Genomic DNA, 18454 nt, shown 5'->3' with positions numbered 1-18454 from the left:
CTCCTTCAGGACGCGTGGGGGACGGGTGCGGGACCGGTGGACTCGCGGACGGTGAGGTGGGTCGGCAGCGCGACCGCACCGCTCATGTGCTCGCCGGGCAGTTCCTCGGCGGGGATCGCGCCGAGCCGTCCGAGCAGCATCCGGATCGCGACCCGGCCGGCGCGTTCGATCGGCGAGGTCATCGTGGTGAGCGGTGGGTTGCAGAAGTCGGCGCCGAAGATGTCGTCGCACCCGACGATGCTCATGTCCTCGGGCACGCGCACCCCACGCTCCCGCAGGCGGGCGAGCATGCCGATGGCGATGAGGTCGTTGAAGGCGATGCAGGCGGTGGCCCCGGCGTGCACGGCGGCGTCGGCGGCCGCGGCACCCGAGTCGACGAACGGCGCGTGCGGTCCGACGCGGGCGACCCGCACACCGAGGCGCTTCGCGACCCGGACGAGGGCGCGCCACCGCCGTTCGTTCGACCACGAGCTGTCCGGACCGGCGACGTACAGGACGTCCCGGTGCCCGAGCGAGACGAGGTGCTGCACGGCCTGCTCGACCCCGCCGGGGGTGTCGATGAGCACCGACGGGACCCCGGCCGGCCGACGGTTCACGACGACGAGCGGCGTGCGCTCGGCGAACCGGGCGATCTGCGCGTCGGTCAACCGGGACGCGGTGAGCACGGCGCCGTCGGCCTTGCCCGCGATCGCGCTGAGGGCGGCCATCTCGGCGTCGGCGGACTCCTCGGTGTCGACGAGCAGCTGGGTCCACCCCGCGCCGGCGAGCTGGTGCTGCGTGCCGCGGATGACGTCGAAGTAGAAGGGGTTCGTGATGTCCGACACGAGCACCGCCACCGCACGGGTGCGACCGGAGGTCAGGGCGCGGGCCTGCGAGTTCGGCACGTAGCCGAGCTCCCGCGCCACGCGCTGGATCCGCTGCTGCGTCGCCTGGTTCACGCGGTCCGGCAGGGAGAGGGCACGCGAGACGGTGGAGGGGGCGACGCCGGTCGCGTCGGCGATGTCGCGGATGGTCACCCGCCGGGCGGCGTCGGCCTCGCGCACGGTCTCCCGCCGGGCGGCGTCGGCCTCGCGCACGGTCACCCGCCGGGCGGTGTCGGTGTCGGTCACGGTTCCTCCGTCGTCCGGGCCGGGGCGTTGGTGCACCGGTGCGGTCTGCCGGTGCCTCGATGCGCCGGTGCAGCGACCGTAAGCCGGTCTGGCAACAAGTGGCAACCGATTGCCGCATGTTGCCAGCGGCGCGACAGTGGTGCCACCGGGCAGTGCCGCCCGGAGGAGGTCTCGAGGAGGAAACCCCCGTGAACACGCGAAGACTCCATGTCCGCACCGTCATCGGTGCCGCGGCCGTGGTCGCCCTCGCCGCACTGTCCCTCCAGGGATGCGCGGTGGTCAACGGCAGCGGCGACGACCCCAACACCCTCCGCGTCATGATGGGCGCGGACACCACGTACCCCAAGGAACGGAAGCAGTGGCAGCAGGACGTCGCCGCCGAGTTCCAGCGGACCACCGGCGCGAAGGTGCAGTGGGAGACGTACTCCTCCGCGCAGGAGGAGCTGACCGCCATCCAGACCAGCGTCATCTCCGGGCAGGGCCCCGACGTGTACGCGATCGGCAGCACGTTCACCCCGACCGCGTACGCCACCGGCGCCTTCGTCGAGATGGGGTCGAAGGAGTGGAAGGCCGTCGGGGGCAAGGACCAGTTCGACCCCGCGTCCTTCGGCATCTCCGGACCGAGCACCTCGAAGCAGATCGGCATCCCGTTCGCCAGCCGGCCGTTCGTGATGGCCGTGAACAAGGACCTGCTCGCGAAGGCCGGCATCACCCGGATGCCGACGACGTGGGACGAGCTCACCGCCGACGCGAAGGCCACCACCAGCGGTGACGTGCACGGCATGGCGATCGCCTACGCCGACGGCTTCGACCCGTGGAAGTTCATCTGGGGCATGGCGCAGAACGCCGGCAACACCATCGTGTCGGGGAACGGCAAGGCCGAGATCGACACGAAGGCCGTGCAGAACGCCTACCGCACCTACTTCGACTGGGTCACGAAGGACGGTGTGGTCGACAAGGCCGCGATCGGGTGGAACAACGCCCAGGCCCTCGCGCAGTTCACCGAGGGCAAGGCCGCCTTCTTCCCGATGACGACGACCACGGCGATCAACTCGTTCACGAACACCCCCGTGGACGGCAAGTACGAGTTCGCACTGCTGCCGACGGTGCCCCCGGGAGCGACGTCGCGCCCGAGTGACGGGATCGAGGCGGCGAGCATCCTCTCCGGCGACAACTGGGTCGTCGCGGACTACGGCACGAAGCAGGACCTGTCGTTCGACTTCATCAAGCAGCTCAGCACGCCGAAGGCGCAATTGGAGTACTACCGGCTCTTCGGCAACCTGCCCACGAACGCCGACGCCGCGGCCCAGCTGGCGGCCGACAACCCGCAACTCGCCCCGATCATCCAGGCCGGGAAGCTCTCGAAGCCCACCGCCTTCACCGGCGCCTGGTCCGACATCCAGCTGTCGCTCGTCGACGTCGTCGTGCAGTCCATCCCGCAGCTCAAGAGCGGCTCGGTCTCCGACGACCAGCTCCGGAAGCGTCTGCAGGACGCGCAGCAGGACGCCCAGTCCACGCTGAACCGCCAGAAGAACGGAGGCCTGTGATGACCGCCACGCAGACCCGGCCCGACGCCAAGCGTTCGCGGCCCCACGAGGTCCGCCCCGTCGGCAAGACGCCGTTGTACAAGCGGGAGCGTCCGCTCTGGATGCTCCTGCCCGGCGGCGTCCTCATGCTCGCCGTCATCGTGGTCCCGCTCCTGGTGGGCGTCTTCATCGCGATGCTCGACCTCGACCAGTACACGCTCCGTCAGTGGTTCAGCGCCCCGTTCATCGGGTTCCAGAACTTCGCCGAGGCGTTCACGGACTCACCCCTGCTCCACTCGATCTGGATCTCGGTGTCCATCTCGGTGCTCGTCACCGCGGTCACGGTGCCGATCGGCGTCGCCGCGGCGATCTCCACGCAGAACCGGTTCCCGGGTCGCGGACTCGTCCGGTCGATCTACCTCGTCCCCTACGTCCTCCCCGCCTTCGTCGTCGGCACGTTCTTCCGCACGATGCTGCAGCCGCAGGGCGTGGTCAACTCGATCCTGCACACCGACGTGCTCTGGCTGAACGGCTCGGCGTCGTACTGGGCGCTGGCCGGCGTCATGATCTGGACGAGCTGGCCGTTCGTCTACCTGCTCTCGCTCGCCGGACTGCAGGCGGTCGACAACGAGGTGCACGAAGCCGCCGCCCTCGACGGGGTGACCTGGTGGGCGAAGCTCCGCTACATCATCTTCCCGTACCTGCGCGGACCGCTCTCGCTCGCGATCATCATCTCGATCCTGCACAACATCAACAACTTCACCCTGCCGTTCGTGCTCTTCGGGATCCCGCTGCCGTCGAGCGTCGAGGTGATGCCCGTCCTCACGTACATCGCCAGCTTCCAGTCGTTCCGCTTCGGGCTCTCCGCCGCGATGGCGATCTGCTCGCTCGTGATCGTCGCGATCCCGCTCTTCGTCTACCTGCGGGCCGTGAAGCTCGACACCGGCGACGACGCCGGACCCAACCGCCGGCAGCGCCGGGCCGACCGGGCGACCCTCGCCGCGGCGACGCCGGCCGCCGCCGCAGACATCGACGGAGCCCGAGCATGAGCGCCTTCACCACCACCCGCACCCGCCCCACCGCGACGCTCACCGAGAGCATCACCGCCGGGGACCGTGGCCGCCGGCACAAGCGTCCGTACGACACCGACGTCACCCGACTGCTGCCCCGGTGGCTGCTCGTGACCGTGATCGCGATCATCATCGCGTTCATCGCCGTCCCCGTGCTCTACATCCTGTTCGGCTCGGTCAACTCCGACGTCGCGGTCGCTCGCGGCGAGTACTTCCCCTCGGAGTTCACCCTGTCGAACTACGTCGAGATCTGGTCGACCGTCGCGCTCGGGCAGGGCCTCGTCAACTCGATGCTCACGGCCGGGGCCGTCGCCGTGGCGAGTGCGGCGCTCGCCGTGTCCACCGCGTACGTCCTCGTCCGGTTCCGGTTCCTCGGGCGGTTGACGATCCTCCGTGGACTGCTCGCGCTGCAGTCGATCCCGGGCACGCTCCTGCTGCTCCCCGTCTTCGTGGTGTTCTCGAACATCGCGAGCGCCACGGGCGTGCAGATCATCGGCACCCGCTGGGGCCTGTTCGTCACCTACCTGACGTTCGCCCTGCCGTTCTCGACCTGGGTGATGGTCACCTACCTGCGTGGCCTGCCGAAGGAACTCGAGGAAGCGGCCCGCATCGACGGTGCCTCGAGCACGAAGATCCTCACCAAGATCGTCCTGCCGCTCTCGTGGCCCGGCATCGTCGTGTCGGCGATCTTCGCCTTCCTGCTCGGCTGGAACGACGTCCTGTTCTCGACGATCATGACGACCCCGAACACGCGCACGGTGGCGGTCGTCCTGCAGGTCCTCGGCACCACGCAGGAGGGTGGCGCCGTCCCGATCTACGGCCAGATGATGGCCGCGTCGATCGTCTGCGCCGTGCCGGTCGTCGCGCTCTACCTCATCTTCCAGCGCTACCTCGTCGGCGGTCTCACCGCCGGTTCCGTCAAGTAGCGCTGTGCAGTCTTCCGACTTGTCCACAGACTGCCTGGAGGCGCGGTGCCAGCCCGCCCCGCGCCTCCAGACTGCCTCCATGAAGGGAATGCAATGACCCAGCCCAGTTGGGAGCTCTCCGGTTTCGGCGACGAGATCGACGCCGACCCGGCGATCCAGGTCGCGGTGCTGCAGGCGCTCGGCGCCAGCGCCATCGAGGTCCGCAGCGCCTGGGGGGTGAACGTCGTCGACCTCGACGAGGACCAGCTCGCCGGCCTCCACCGCCTGTTCGAGGAACGCGGGCAGACCGTGTCCGCCATCGCCTCGCCGATCGGCAAGGTGTCGGTCGACGAGCCCGTCGAGCACGAGGTCGGACGACTCGGTCGCGCGATCGCTGCGGCGCACGCCCTCGGCACGACGAACATCCGGATCTTCTCGTTCTACTTCGCGGGCCGGCAGCCCGAGGACGTCCGTGACGACGTCCTCGTCCGGATGCGGGCGCTCGCCGACCTCGCCGAGCGCGAAGGGGTGACCCTGCTGCACGAGAACGAGAAGGACATCTACGGCGACGTCCCCTCGCGGGTGCTCGACATCGTCGAGAGCGTCGGCTCGCCCGCGCTCCGGCTCGCCTGGGACAACGCGAACTACGTCCAGTGCGGCGTCAAGCCGTTCACCGACGGGTGGGCCCAGCTCGCGCCGTACGTCGACTACCTGCAGGTCAAGGACGCCCTCGCCGCCGACTCGTCGGTGGTCCCCGCTGGGGAGGGCGACGGCGAACTGCTGCAGACCCTCACCGCGCTGCGCGACGCCGGGTACTCCGGCTACGCCTCGCTCGAGCCGCACCTCAGCGACTTCACCCACCTCGGCGGGTTCTCCGGCCCCGCGGCCTTCGGTCGCGCCGGTCGTGCCCTCCGGAAGCTCACCGACCAGATCGGAGTCACCCTGCGATGACCACCTCACTGAAGTTGGCAGTCGTCGGCGCCGGCGTCATCGGACGCCACCACGCGAAGGTCGCCGTCCACCACCCCGACCTCGAGGTCGTCGCCCTGGTCGACGCGATCCCCGCCGCCGCCACGAGCGCCGCCGACGAGATCGAGGCGATGGGCGTGACGCGCCCCGTCACCACCGCGACCATCGAGGAGGCGATCGCGCAGACCGACATCGACGTCGTCGCGATCTGCTCGCCGTCCGGCATGCACGTGCAGCTCGCCGAGGCCGCCCTGGCCGCCGGCAAGCACGTCGTCATCGAGAAGCCCCTCGACACCACGATGCCCCGCGCCCGGCAGATCGCCGCGCTCGCCGCCTCGGCCCGCGACCGCGGGCTCGTCACGAGCGTCATCAGCCAGCACCGGTTCGACCCGGCGTCGGCAGCCGTGGCCCGGGCCGCGCACGACGGCGGGTTCGGCACGGTGACCTCGGGCCTCGCGAGCGTCGCCTGGTACCGGTCGCAGGGCTACTACGACTCCGGCGACTGGCGCGGCACCTGGGCGCTCGACGGTGGCGGCGCGGTGATGAACCAGGGCGTGCACACCGTCGACCTGCTCGTCTGGGCACTCGGACGTCCGGTCGAGATCTCGGCGCAGACCGGCCTGCTCGCGCACGACCGGATCGAGGTCGAGGACACCGCCGTCGCCACCGTCCGGTTCGCCGGCGGCGCGCTCGGCGTCATCCACTGCACGACGGCCGCCTACCCCGGGCTCTCCGCCCGGTACGCCGTCTACGGCACGCACGGGTCCGCCATCGTCGACGACGACCGGCTGGCCTACTTCCACATCGCGCCGGACACCGCGACGCTCGAGTCGGCCTCCACCACGGCGAACGCGTCCGCGGTCGAGGGCGCGGTCGACCAGAAGGACGAGGTCGTCCCGCCGGAGCACGTCGTCGGCGGCCCGGCCGAACCCGACCACTTCGCCGCGGGCCACGCACGGCAGTACACCGACATCGTCGCCGCGATCCGCGACGGCCGCGACCCCGGCGTCACGGTCGACGCCGCCCTCGTGTCCCTCGCCACCGTCCGCGGCCTCTACGTCAGCGCGACGCTCGGCGAACCCGTCCGGATCGACGACGTGATCGAGGGCAAGTACGACGACGTCGTCCCCGTCGTCGGCGCCCACGCAGCAGAAGGAGCCACCCGATGAAGTTCTCCGTGTTCACCGCCTCCACCCCCGACTGGACCCCGTCCGAGGCCGCGTCGACCCTGGCCGAACAGGGCTGGGACGGCATCGAGTGGCGCGTCGTCGACGACCGTCCCGCACCCGGTGCGACGGTGCCCGCCGGCCGCTCGTTCTGGGCCGGCAACAAGTCGACGTGGCAGTTCACCGGCATCGAGGACCAGGTCGGCGAGATCGCCCGGATCACCGACGCCGCCGGGCTCGAGTACTCCGGCATCGGCGGCTACCAGCAGGCGTCCGACACCGACGGTGTCGACACGATGCTCCGGGTCACGAGCGAGCTCGGCGCCCGGCAGGTCCGGGTCACCATGCCGCACTACCGGCAGGAGCGCGAGCGCACCGGCGAGACGTACCCGCAGATCTTCGACCGCACCCGCGCGGACCTCGAGTGGGCCGTCTCCCGCGCGACCGAGCTCGGCGTGAAGGCACTGGTCGAGCTGCACCACATGACGATCACGCCGTCGGCGTCGGCCGCGCTCCGGCTCGTGGACGGCCTCGACCCGGCGCACGTCGGCGTCATCCACGACCTCGGCAACCTCGTCATCGAGGGGCAGGAGGACCACCTCGCGGCGTTCGAGCTGCTCGGCCCCTACCTCGCCCACGCCCACGTGAAGAACGCCCGGTGGGTCGACACCGGCGACACCCGCGCCGACGGGTCCGCGATCTGGCAGAACGAGTGGGCGCCCCTGCGCGCCGGCCAGGCGTCCGTCGCCGACTACCTTGACACCCTGCGCCAGCACGGGTACGACGGCTGGGTCACGATCGAGGACTTCTCCACCGACCTCCCGCTCGAGGCCCGCACCGCCGACAACCTGGCGTACCTGCGGTCCCTCGTACCGGTGTCGGCATGACCGATCGCCGACCCGGCATCGTGCACCTCGGGGTGGGTGCGTTCGCGCGCGCCCACCTCGCCTGGTACACGGCGCACGCGGACGGTGAGCCGTGGGGCATCACCGCCTTCACCGGACGCTCACCGGACACCGCCGACGCGCTGAACGCCCAGGGCTGCCGGTACACGCTCGTCACCCGGGCGGCCGACGGCGACGTCGCCGAGGTGGTCGACACGATCGTGGCCGCCCACCCGGGCAGCGACGACACGGCCTGGAGGCACGTGGTCGCGTCCCCGGAGACGACCATCGTGACGCTGACGGTCACCGAGCAGGGCTACCGATCCGGCTCCGACGTCCCCGCGCGGTTGGTCGCGGGGCTCGATGCCCGGCGCGCCGCCGGCGGCGGGCGGATCGCGCTGATGTCGCTCGACAACCTGACCCACAACGGCGACGTCCTCCGCGAGGCGGTGATCGACGCCGTCGGGGACGAGGGCCTGCGTGCCTGGATCGAGTCGAACGTCGCGTTCCCCAGCTCGATGGTCGACCGGATCACCCCGGCCACGACCGACGCCGATCTGCGCGACCTCGCCGGGCTCCCCGGTGCGCTCGATGGTGACCGGGTGCCGGTGGTCACCGAGCCGTTCGCCGAGTGGGTGCTCGAGGACGCCTTCGACGGCATCGACCGTCCCGCCTGGGAGACCGCGGGCGTGCGGCTCGTCGACGACGTCACGCCGTACGAGCAGCGGAAGCTCTGGCTGCTGAACGGGTCCCACTCGCTGCTGGCGTACCTCGGCCTGCAACTCGGCCACGAGACGGTGGCGTCCGCGATGGACGACCCGGTGTGCCGCGCCGCGGTCGACCAGCTGTGGGACGAGGCGGCTCGCGAACTGCCGCTCCCTGCCGACGAGGTCACCGCAGCACGGGATGCCCTGGTGGACCGGTTCCGGAACCCGCGCATCCGGCACACCCTGCGGCAGATCGCGTCCGGTGGGTCGCAGAAGCTGCCCGTCCGCGTCGTCGACGTGGTGCGCCACCGGCTCGAGCGCGACCCGTCCGACGGCATCGGCCCCGGAGCCGCCACGGCCCTCGCCGCGTGGTGGCTGCACTGCACCGACCAGCCCGAGTTCGTGGACGACGCCGGAGCCCCCGGGCCAGACTCGGACGTGCACGACGTGCTGCGCGTCATCGCCCCCGACCTCGACACCACCCCCGTGGTCGCCGCGATCACCGCGGCGGCCGACCGCATCCGGGCAGCCCGCGCCGCTGCCGGCACGACACCCGCCCGCACGGGCGCCGACGAAGGAGTCCCCGCATGACCGACACGACCACGAACCCCGCGGCCCCGGTGCCGGGCGCAACGGACCCGGCAGCCGCGACCGACCCGACCGCCGGACGCCCGGACACGTGGGCGTCGGCCGACCGCGGTCAGTTGATCGACCGCGCCGAGGTCATCGTCACGAGCCCGAACCGCAACTTCGTCACGCTGAAGATCACCACGGTCGACGGGGTCACGGGCCTCGGCGACGCGACGCTGAACGGTCGTGAGCTCGCCGTCGCCACGTACCTGTCCGAGCACGTGGTCCCGCTGCTGGTCGGTCGTGACGCGAGCCGGATCGAGGACGCCTGGCAGTTCCTCTACCGCTCGTCGTACTGGCGCCGCGGCCCCGTCACGATGGCCGCGATCGCCGCCGTCGACATGGCGCTCTGGGACATCAAGGGCAAGGTCGCGGGGATGCCCGTGTACCAGCTGCTCGGCGGTGCCTCCAGGACAGGGCTCATGGCGTACGGCCACGCGTCCGGCAAGGAGCTGCCGGAGCTGTTCGACTCCATCCGCGAGCACCAGTCCGAGGGCTACCGGTCGATCCGGGTGCAGACCGGCGTGCCCGGCCTCGAGTCGATCTACGGGATCGCGTCGAACAAGACGACCTCGGGGAACGAGGGCGTCCGCTACGACTTCGAGCCCGCGCAGCGCGGCGCCTTCCCCGCGATGGAGGACTGGGACACCCGGGCCTACCTGCGCCACGTGCCCACCGTGTTCGAGGCCGTCCGGAACGAGTTCGGCCCCGAACTGCCGCTGCTGCACGACGGCCACCACCGGATGACCCCGCTGCAGGCGGCGAAGCTCGGCAAGTCGCTCGAGCCGTACGACCTCTTCTGGCTCGAGGACTGCACCCCGGCCGAGAACCAGGAAGCCCTGAAGCTCGTCCGGCAGCACACCACGACGCCGCTCGCGATCGGCGAGGTCTTCAACACGATCTGGGACTTCAAGGACATCATCCGCGACCAGCTCATCGACTACGTCCGCGGTGCCGTGACGCACATGGGCGGCATCTCCCCGCTGAAGAAGACGATGGACTACGCGGCGATGTACCAGATCAAGTCCGGGTTCCACGGGCCGACCGACATCTCGCCGGTGGGGCTCGCCGCGCAGATGCACCTCGGGTTGGCGATCCACAACTTCGGCATCCAGGAGTACATGCAGCACGGCCCGAAGACGAACCAGGTGTTCCGGCAGACGTTCACCTTCACCGACGGCTACCTGCACCCGGGCGACGAGCCGGGCCTCGGGGTCTCGCTCGACGTCGACGAGGCCGGCAAGTACCCGTACGAGCAGGCGTACCTGCCGTTCAACCGCCTCGCCGACGGCACCGTCCACGACTGGTAGCCGTTCGGCCCGGGCGCAGCGGACCGTCGCTTCCTGGTCGCGCGACATGCATACGGGAGATGTGCTGTCAGCGGTGTGCGTCAGTATCGTCAGACAAGGACAGAGGAGGAAGCGATGGTCCCGACCGTGACGTACCTGGACAGCGCTGCGATCGAAGCCCGGCGATCGGAGCTGCTGCAGCGCGCCCACATGTCTCTCGACATCATTCGAGCAAAGGGCGCGACCTATCAGCTCGACCCTGAGGAACAGGCGATCTTCCGCGCGCTCGAAGAGCTCGACTTCCTCGAAGGTGATGCCTGAGGTCGAACGCGATCTCGCCGCACGAGTGGAAGCCTTCGCCCAGGAGCTGATCGACACTGCGTCAGGGATCCTCGGCGTGCCGACCGGGTTCGAGGTGCAGGTCGGAGCATCTCGCTCGCGGCCGCAGATCGTTGTATCTCAGTCCGATCCACTCGGCGTACCGATCCTCGTCGATGGCCAAGTGCTCCTGCGCTTACTCGTCGAGTTCCGCTGCCGCTGGAACACGCAACAGCGCTACCTTGCCGTGGAGCAGTCGACTTTCGCTGTGCGCGTCGAGCATGTGAACGAGCCGTTATTCCACTTCGACTATGTTCGGAACGCTCTCGAATCGGTGCCCGTCGCGCACCTCAACGTTCATGCTCACCGAGACGAAGTGGTCTGGGCGATGATGATGGCTCGGACCAAGCGCGGCAAGCGTCGCGGCAAGGACGCCAGCAAGGGGAAGATCCCGCGCATCTCGACCTTGCACTTCCCCCTCGGAGGACATCGACACCGCCCCTCGCTCGAGGACGTGTTCGACATGCTGATCCAGGAGTTCGGGATCGAGCACTCCGAAGTCGCCGCGGAACTGATCGCTGCTGGCCGGAGGCGCTTCCGGTCGATCCAGACGGCTGTCGGCGTGCATGATGATCCAGTCGCGGCGGCGGGTGCTCTCGAGGAACTCGGGTACACGGTCAGATCTCCGACAGCGGTGCCCGCAGCGCGCCGTGATCGACTCGAGCGTTACTGACGACGGCTGCGGCACGACGATGAAGTTCGCGGACGTGGCGAGGGAACTGCTCCTCGTCGCGCCCGCGGACTTCGTCGCCGAGCGGACGGCCCGTCAGCGGACGGTCCGGAAGGACGACCGTGCGCTCGCGACGGCGATCGGCGGTCTCCGGAAGCCCGCGCCCGCCGCGTGGGTCGTCGACCTGCTGGCACACGAGGGTGCCTTGGACGAGGCCGTCGACCTCGGACCCGCCATCCGACAGGCACAGGCGGACGCCGACCCGGTTGTCATCCGGGAGCTCCGGCACCAGCGAGCGGGCGTGGTCGACGCGCTCACCCAGGCCGGCGCCGACCTCGCCTCGGACGCCGGCCACCCGGTGACCCGGGCCGTGCTCGACCAGGTGCGGGCGACCATCGAGGCGGCGATGGCGGATCCGCACGCCGGCGCCGCCGTGCGCTCCGGGCTCCTCGTCCGCCCGCTCGAGAGCGCCGGGTTCGACGACGTGGACCTCGACGGCGCACTCGCCGATCCCGATGCGGTCCCCGAGGCGTGGTCAGGGAGCGGTGCGGCGCCGATCCCGATCACGGAGGGGAGACGCGCAGACGGAAGACGCGCGGCGGGGACGACCCGGGCCTCCCGGAAGCCCGATCGGAAGTCGGAACGCGCCCCGGTTTCCCCACCTGAGACCGATCCGGCCGCCGAACGCCGCGCAGCGCGCGAGGCCGAGACGGCCGCGCGGACGGAGTCCCGCGACGCCGACGCCGCACTCGACGCGGCCGAGGACGCCCTCGCGACCGCCGAGGACCGGCGGGCCGACCTCGAACGCCAGCTCGCCGACGCCACTGCCGAGGTCACGCGCCTCGAACACGCCCGCGACGACGCCGAGACCTCGAGCGACCGAGCCCGCGAGCTCCTCGCGGCCGCGCAGCACCACCGCCGCGACGTCGGGCGCTGACCACTGGCCGAGCCTCATCCACTCGGATGAAAGCGTCTCCTGCGCTCGCTCCCCGCCGGACACCGCCCCTACGCTCGGCCGCATGCGCTTCTTCCTCCGTCGCCGTGCACGACACCTCGTCGCCCCGATCGCCGGGGCCGTCTACCTCGTGCTGTGGCTCGTCGCCGAGGCCAGCCGCACGGACCCCGACCACGTCGTCGTCCTCGTCGCCTTCGCCGTCGCGATCGGGCTCGCGGCCTGGATGCCGGCGACCGCGCTCGGGATGATCGCCGGCGTGCCACTGCTGCAGGCGCTGCGGTTGCTCGCCCGACCCGAGGCGACGGTGTGGCCCGAGTACATCGCCATCGCGATCGTCGCCGGCATCGTGGGAGCGGGACGCTCCGACCTCCTGCGGTGGCTCGCGATCCCGGCGCTCGGCGTCGGCAGCGCAGCCGCTGCCTGGGCGATGGTGGTGCCCTCGGTGGCGGACCAGGACGTGTGGGCGACCTGGACGGGGTCCACCGCCGGCACCCGGTCGGACCTGGTGTTCATCGCGCTGACCATCGCCGGCGGCAGCGGGATCACCTGGGCGGTCGGCGTGGCGATCGGCGCGACGTGGCGGATCGGCCTGGCCCGGGTCCGCACGGCGCGGGCCGAGCACAAGACCGAGGTCACGAGCGCCGAGTTGCGGGCCGAACAGGAGCGCGCGCGGATCGCCCGCGACGTGCACGACTCGCTGGCCCACTCGCTCGCCGTCGTGGTGTCGCAGGCGCAGGGGGCGGCGGCGATCGCGGTGCGGGACGAGCACGCTTCCCGGGCACTGCAGGACATCGCCGAGGTCAGCCGTTCCGCACTCGGCGACGTCCGGGCACTCGTCGAGCGGATCCAGGGCGCCGGACCCGAAGCGCCGCACGGGCTGCCGGACCTGCCCGACCTGGTCGCCGACATGCGTGAGCTCGGCATGGACGCCGTCCTCGAGGAGCACGGCGAGCCCGGTTCCCTCGCTCCGGCCGCGCAGGGCGCCGTGCACCGGATCGTGCAGGAGAGCCTGACCAACGCGCTCAAGCACCAGGGACGCACGGCGACCGTCCGGGTCGTCCTCGACTGGCGGGGCCCCGGGCTCGGCGTGGTCGTCACGTCGACGGGGGCGGTCCCGCTCGTCGTCGCGGACGGTCGCGGTTCCGGCATCGCGGGGATGCAGGAGCGTGCGCGACTGGTCGGCGGGTGGCTGCGGGCCGGGGCCGGCGACGAGGAGCACGAGTTCGTCGTCACCGCGTGGTTGCCCGTGGTGGTCGTCGGCGAGCTGGAGGCGGCCCGGTGACCCCGGTCCGCGTGGCGGTCGCAGACGACCAACGACTCTTCGCGTCGGGCATGCAGATGCTCCTGGACGCACAGCCCGACATGACCTGCGTGGGGACCGCGGGGGACGGTGCCGCGGCCCTGGAGCTGTGCGCGGCCGTGCAGCCCGACGTCCTGCTGCTCGACCTGCGCATGCCGGTGCTGAACGGCATCGAGACGCTCGGCCGGCTGGCTGCGACCGGCGAGGACCGTCCCCGGGTGGTCGCCCTCACCACGATCCGCCGTGACGACGCGGTGCTCGCCGCACTCCGGGGCGGGGCGGCGGCGTTCCTCACGAAGGACGCGCTCCCGGACGTCGTGACCGCCACGATCCGCGACGTGCACGCGGGGCGCCCGGCGCCGACCGAGGCCGAGGCGCTCGACCTCCTGCGCGCCCAGGGCGTGCCCGTCGAGACGCACCGACGTGACGAGGTCCTCGACGCCCTGACCGCCCGCGAGCGGGAGGTCTTCCTGCTCGTCGCGAAGGGGCTCAGCAACCAGGAGATCGCCGCTGCCGTGTTCCTCAGCGAGGCGACCGTGAAGTCCCACGTGCGCGCGGTGCTCACGAAGCTCGGACTCCGGAACCGGATCCAGGTCGTCATCACCGCACACGAACGCGGCCTCGTCCGCGCCTAGGGGGAACCATGCGACTCACCATCCGTGCCGCGAAGACCGGCACCCTCGCCCTCGTGCTCGTCGGACTCGGCGCCGGCGTCGTGCACGCCCTCCCCGAACCGGCGGACCGAGCGATCCCGCCGACCGTCGAGCGGGACGTCGCCACGTGGGCGATGCCGTTGGACGGCTGGGTCCAGCCGGGGTCGGACAAGGCCTCCTACGGCGAGGACCTCGTCATGCAGCCGTGCCTGCGGAAGGCGGGCATCGACTTCCCGCCGCCGTGGGCGACCACGACGGCCTCGCAGCGGCCTCTGATGCGGCGGAGACCCCCGAGCGCGGCAACCCGGCCCCGGCGCTGTCGTCGACCCGTCCGCTCGACGAGGACATCGCACGGACGCGGGGCTACCACGCGCCGTCGACCGCCGGGGCGAACCGGGACGGCCGCCGCGCGTGGGGTGGGGACCCGGAGCGGAACGCTGCCTTCGCCGATGCCTCGCAGTCCGCCGTCACCCACTGTTTCCGCCAGGCCGAACGCGCCGTCGGGACCGCCGACCCGGACGGCAGCGTGCAGAGCGCCTCGATGGCCGCGAAGCGTCTGACGTTCCTCGCCGGGACAGCTGCGCGGGACGACGAGACGGTCGTGGCCGCAGCGGCGCGCTGGCGGACGTGCATGGCGGACGCCGACGTTCCCGACCTGCCCGGAGCGCCGAGCGGGATGCCCTCGCTGTCGATGCGGATGGACTACGGCACGAACCTGGTGTCGACGCCGGTGCAGGACGCCGAGGTCGCGATCGCCGAGCGGGACGTCGCCTGCCAGGACTCGTCGGGCTACCGCGAGGCGCTGTACGACGCCGAGTGGCAGCGGCTCCTGCACGTGACGGCCTCGGACGCCGCGGTCCTGCGCGCGGCGGAGCCCGATCAACGCGAGGTCGACCGGCACCTCGACGACGTCATCCGCGAGCTGGCACCGGCGGCGCCGTCCGACGTTGACTGACCGGTACTCCGCGAGCAGCCCCGGAGCCCGCATCGTTACCCAACGGTTGTCGTTCTTGACGGACTGCGTTGGAGCGGTCTAATCTCGGGCACCATGCTTCGGGCCGGCGATGGTCCGCCGGGTCCGCCCCGACGACAGCACCGGGCGGCCCGGGTACAGGACTCGCATCATCGCCGACGCAGTACCCCGCCCGCAGCCACTGCGCGGGAGAGGCGCTGCGTGGCGCGCGGCGCACCCCGGAGACATGCCGCGATGCCGGGTCGAGCACTCCGGGGCCCCTCCAGGAGAGACGACACATGTCGGAACCCCGCACCGCCCGCACCACCACCCTCACGCCGCCGAACGGCGTCACCGCTCCCGAGTCCGGCACCGCCGCACCACCGCCGGCCGCCGCCCGCGAGGGGCTCCTCGCCCGCCTCGGCATCCCGCACGCCCTGCGCTGGGGCTTCCTCGGCGTCCTCGTCTTCATGACGGGCGACGGCATCGAGTCGAACTTCATCGCACCGCACATCGCCGGCGTCCTCGGCAGCGGCGGCACCGACAGTGCCGCGATGATCATCGGCATCTACGGCGTCGCCGTCCTGGTGGCCTCGTACTTCGCCGGTGTGCTCTCCGACCTCTGGGGGCCCCGCCGGGTGATGACCATCGGCGCCGTCCTCTGGGTGGTGTTCCAGGTCGCGTTCCTCGCGGCGCTGCCCACGGCGTCGGTCGGGCTCATCGCGCTGACGTACTTCCTGCGCGGCCTCGGCTTCCCGCTCTTCGCGTTCTCGTTCCTGTGCTGGATCAACCACACCGTCGCCCGCGAGCGGAACGCCACCGCCGTCGGCTGGTTCTACGTGGTCTTCACCGGCGGGCTGCCGACGCTCGGCTCGCTCATCGCGATCGGCAGCATCCCGGCGTTCGGCGGCGGATCGCTCGGCGAGACGTGGTCGATGGCCCTGTCGCTCGTGTTCGTCGTCGTCGGGTGGGCGATCGTCCGCTTCGGCGTGCACGAGTCCACCGGGCTCGGTCGGATCGCACCGCGCTCGCACTCCGCCGCCCGGGTGATCGCCTCCGGCATCGAGGTCTGCATCAAGCGGCCGAAGGTCCTGCTGGCGGTGCTCATCCGGCTCGTGAACACCGCGCCGGAGTTCGGCATGTTCGTGATCATGCCCGCGATCATCGGCACCGAGCTCGGCTGGGGGCAGTCGAAGTGGCTCACGATGACGGTGATCGTCTACGCCGGCAACATCCTGTTCAACGCGTTCTTCGGCGCCCTCGGTGACCGCATCGGGTGGATCCGCACGGTCAAGTGGTTCGGCATCGGCGCCTCCGCGATCGGGCTGCTCGCCTGGTGGTACGTGCCGCACCTCGTGCCGGCCGGCTCCGAGTGGGGCTTCTGGCTCGCGACCGCCGCCGGCACCGTGTTCGGCATCATGCTCGCCGGGTTCACCCCGATGGGCGCGATCGTCCCCGCCTTCGCCGGCGAGGAGCGTCGCGGCGCGGCCATGGCGATGTACGCCACCGCGGCGGGCGGGGCGACCTTCCTCGGGAACGCCGTCGTCAGCGCGGTGCTGCCGTGGGGCGGCCCCGGCGGCGTCGTCTGGACGTTCGTCGCGCTCTACGCCCTCGCATTCGTGGTGCTCTCCCTCCTCAAGGTGCCGGAGGGCGCCGAGGCGGCCGGTCACTGACGGCACCCCCTGCAGGACGGGAGGCGCGGTGCGGGCCCGCACCGCGCCTCCCGTCCTCCTGTACCGACGTCCAGGACGCGGTGCGACACGCCCGGATCGGTCCTGCTAGACTCGGTGACTGACTTCGGCGAGGGCCGCGTACGCGCGGCCGTGATCGACGCGGTGGGAGACCCGGCCCAGCTTGGGAGCGTTCCTCACGCGTGCACGCGTTCGAGTTGCAACACCACAGACCCCCACGATGCCGGCACCCCGGTGTCGTCCCCGAGACCAGGAGACACCATGGCCGACTACACCAAGCTCGCAGCGGAAGTCCGCACCAAGTTCGGCAAGGGCGCTGCCCGCAAGCTCCGCGCCGCCGACAAGATCCCGGCCGTCGTCTACGGCCACGGCACCGAGCCGAAGCACATCACGCTGCCCGGTCACGAGACCATGCTGCTCGTCCGCACGGCGAACGCGGTCGTCGACCTCGACATCGAGGGTGCGGCCCAGCTCGCCCTCGTCAAGGACGTCCAGCGTGACCCGGTGCGTCAGATCATCGAGCACATCGACCTCGTGGTCCTCCGCCGCGGCGAGAAGGTCACGGTCGACGTGCCCGTCGTCGTCGAGGGCGAGTCCTTCTCCGGCACCATCCACGTGCAGGACCTCAACACGGTCTCGCTGCTCGTGCTCGCCACCTCCATCCCCGAGCACGTCGTGGTCGACGTCGAGGGCCTCGAGGACGGCGCGCAGATCCACGCCTCCGAGCTGCAGCTCCCCGAGGGCGCCGAGCTCGAGACCGACGGCGAGGCGCTGGTCGTCGCGATCGTCACCCCGCGTGGCACCGCCGACGACGACGCCGCCGACGAGGCCGCTGCCGAGGCGGGCGCCGAGGCCGGTGCCGAGGGCGGCTCCGCCCCGGTCGACGGCGAGTAACACCCCTTCGCGGACATCTGGCCGACGCTGATGACAGGCAGGACGCTCGTCGTGGTCGGGCTCGGGAACCCCGGGCCCGGCTACGCGGGCAACCGTCACAACGTCGGCCAGATGGTCCTCGACGAACTCGCCGCCCGCATGGGAGCGACGTTCAAGAAGCACAAGACCCCGAACCAGGTCGCCGAAGGGCGCCTGGTCCCGGGCGGACCCCGCCTGGTGCTGGCGAAGCCGGGGTCGTTCATGAACACCTCGGGTGGCCCGGTCTCGAGCGTGCTCGGGTTCTACAGCGCCACCCCGGCCGACCTCGTCGTCGTGCACGACGAGCTGGACCTGCCGTTCGACACCGTCCGCCTCAAGGGCAGCGGCGGGCACGGCGGGCACAACGGCCTGCGCGACATCATCAAGGCCACGGGGACCAACGAGTTCACTCGCGTGCGGATCGGCATCGGCCGTCCCCCGGGGCGCCAGGACCCGGCCGACTACGTGCTGCGCGACTTCTCGCCGACAGAGAAGAAGACGCTGCCGAACCTGCTGGCCGACGGTGCGGACGCGGTCGAGGCGATCGCCGACCTCGGGCTCCTCGCCGCGCAGCAGCGCGTGCACGCCCCGTCCTGACCGGCGCCGCGCGCCTCCGGGCGTCCGCCGCTCGCCGTCCGCTGTTCGCCGTTCGCGCAGAACGCGGGCGCTGTCGGTCGTGGCCGGTACC

18 protein-coding genes are annotated in these 18454 nt (G+C 71.4%); 17 read left to right on the top strand and 1 reads right to left on the bottom strand.

What is annotated here, in order from left to right; genetic code table 11:
- Positions 1 to 5 precede the first annotated feature (5 nt).
- Positions 6 to 1043 carry a LacI family DNA-binding transcriptional regulator gene (locus ACNQOV_RS09180; RefSeq protein ID WP_416394284.1) on the bottom strand — a complete coding sequence of 346 codons (1038 nt, stop codon included), beginning with the start codon at positions 1041 to 1043 and terminating at the stop codon, positions 6 to 8.
- 254 nt (positions 1044 to 1297) lie between these two features.
- Here ACNQOV_RS09180 and ACNQOV_RS09175 point away from each other — a divergent pair, with 254 nt between their 5' ends.
- The 17 genes from ACNQOV_RS09175 to pth all read left to right on the top strand — a co-directional run bounded on the left by ACNQOV_RS09175 (position 1298) and on the right by pth (position 18363).
- Positions 1298 to 2656 carry an ABC transporter substrate-binding protein gene (locus ACNQOV_RS09175; protein WP_416394263.1) on the top strand — a complete coding sequence of 453 codons (1359 nt, stop codon included), beginning with the start codon at positions 1298 to 1300 and terminating at the stop codon, positions 2654 to 2656.
- Positions 2656 to 3684: a carbohydrate ABC transporter permease gene (locus ACNQOV_RS09170; RefSeq protein WP_416394262.1), complete on the top strand. Its 1029-nt coding sequence runs from the start codon at positions 2656 to 2658 to the stop codon at positions 3682 to 3684. Before ACNQOV_RS09175 ends, ACNQOV_RS09170 begins: the two co-directional genes overlap by 1 nt.
- Positions 3681 to 4631 (top strand): carbohydrate ABC transporter permease, encoded by a 951-nt coding sequence (locus tag ACNQOV_RS09165; protein ID WP_416394261.1) that lies wholly within the window; start codon positions 3681 to 3683, stop codon positions 4629 to 4631. Before ACNQOV_RS09170 ends, ACNQOV_RS09165 begins: the two co-directional genes overlap by 4 nt.
- Before the next feature lie 93 nt (positions 4632 to 4724).
- Positions 4725 to 5561 carry a sugar phosphate isomerase/epimerase family protein gene (locus ACNQOV_RS09160; RefSeq protein ID WP_416394260.1) on the top strand — a complete coding sequence of 279 codons (837 nt, stop codon included), beginning with the start codon at positions 4725 to 4727 and terminating at the stop codon, positions 5559 to 5561.
- Positions 5558 to 6748, top strand: a complete 1191-nt coding sequence (locus ACNQOV_RS09155; RefSeq protein ID WP_416394259.1) for a Gfo/Idh/MocA family oxidoreductase — start codon at positions 5558 to 5560, stop codon at positions 6746 to 6748. The genes ACNQOV_RS09160 and ACNQOV_RS09155 overlap by 4 nt, the downstream gene beginning before the upstream one ends.
- The gene (locus tag ACNQOV_RS09150) at positions 6745 to 7632 is read left to right on the top strand and encodes a sugar phosphate isomerase/epimerase family protein (RefSeq protein ID WP_416394258.1); all 888 of its coding nucleotides are present in this window, start codon (positions 6745 to 6747) and stop codon (positions 7630 to 7632) included. The genes ACNQOV_RS09155 and ACNQOV_RS09150 overlap by 4 nt, the downstream gene beginning before the upstream one ends.
- On the top strand, positions 7629 to 8927 hold the full coding sequence (locus ACNQOV_RS09145) for a mannitol dehydrogenase family protein (RefSeq protein WP_416394257.1): 1299 nt from the start codon (positions 7629 to 7631) through the stop codon (positions 8925 to 8927). Before ACNQOV_RS09150 ends, ACNQOV_RS09145 begins: the two co-directional genes overlap by 4 nt.
- Entirely contained in the window at positions 8924 to 10276 is a 1353-nt protein-coding gene (manD, locus tag ACNQOV_RS09140) for a D-mannonate dehydratase ManD (RefSeq protein WP_416394256.1), read from the top strand. Before ACNQOV_RS09145 ends, manD begins: the two co-directional genes overlap by 4 nt.
- A 126-nt stretch (positions 10277 to 10402) precedes the next feature.
- The gene (locus tag ACNQOV_RS09135; protein ID WP_416394254.1) at positions 10403 to 10576 is read left to right on the top strand and encodes a hypothetical protein; all 174 of its coding nucleotides are present in this window, start codon (positions 10403 to 10405) and stop codon (positions 10574 to 10576) included.
- Complete coding sequence (locus ACNQOV_RS09130) at positions 10566 to 11306, top strand: hypothetical protein (protein WP_416405904.1); 741 nt, start codon at positions 10566 to 10568, stop codon at positions 11304 to 11306. The genes ACNQOV_RS09135 and ACNQOV_RS09130 overlap by 11 nt, the downstream gene beginning before the upstream one ends.
- Positions 11284 to 12240 carry a hypothetical protein gene (locus ACNQOV_RS09125; RefSeq protein ID WP_416394252.1) on the top strand — a complete coding sequence of 319 codons (957 nt, stop codon included), beginning with the start codon at positions 11284 to 11286 and terminating at the stop codon, positions 12238 to 12240. The genes ACNQOV_RS09130 and ACNQOV_RS09125 overlap by 23 nt, the downstream gene beginning before the upstream one ends.
- Positions 12241 to 12322: 82 nt before the next feature.
- Positions 12323 to 13540 carry a sensor histidine kinase gene (locus ACNQOV_RS09120; protein WP_416394251.1) on the top strand — a complete coding sequence of 406 codons (1218 nt, stop codon included), beginning with the start codon at positions 12323 to 12325 and terminating at the stop codon, positions 13538 to 13540.
- An 11-nt stretch (positions 13541 to 13551) separates the two neighbouring features.
- A complete protein-coding gene (locus tag ACNQOV_RS09115) occupies positions 13552 to 14193 on the top strand; it encodes a response regulator (protein WP_416394250.1) in 642 nt (213 codons plus the stop codon).
- A gap of 259 nt (positions 14194 to 14452) precedes the next feature.
- On the top strand, positions 14453 to 15166 hold the full coding sequence (locus tag ACNQOV_RS09110) for a hypothetical protein (protein WP_416394249.1): 714 nt from the start codon (positions 14453 to 14455) through the stop codon (positions 15164 to 15166).
- A gap of 296 nt (positions 15167 to 15462) precedes the next feature.
- A complete protein-coding gene (locus ACNQOV_RS09105; protein ID WP_416394248.1) occupies positions 15463 to 16836 on the top strand; it encodes an RbtT/DalT/CsbX family MFS transporter in 1374 nt (457 codons plus the stop codon).
- Positions 16837 to 17115: 279 nt separating this feature from the next.
- Positions 17116 to 17748: a 50S ribosomal protein L25/general stress protein Ctc gene (locus ACNQOV_RS09100; RefSeq protein ID WP_416394247.1), complete on the top strand. Its 633-nt coding sequence runs from the start codon at positions 17116 to 17118 to the stop codon at positions 17746 to 17748.
- A 30-nt stretch (positions 17749 to 17778) separates the two neighbouring features.
- Entirely contained in the window at positions 17779 to 18363 is a 585-nt protein-coding gene (gene pth, locus ACNQOV_RS09095; protein ID WP_402264684.1) for an aminoacyl-tRNA hydrolase, read from the top strand.
- The last annotated feature ends 91 nt before the right edge of the window (positions 18364 to 18454 follow it).

The organism is Curtobacterium sp. LFS084, from assembly GCF_047977705.1.
Taxonomy (GTDB): domain Bacteria; phylum Actinomycetota; class Actinomycetes; order Actinomycetales; family Microbacteriaceae; genus Curtobacterium.
Note: the sequence above shows the minus strand (reverse complement) of the source record. Positions and strands in the feature narration are given on the sequence as shown.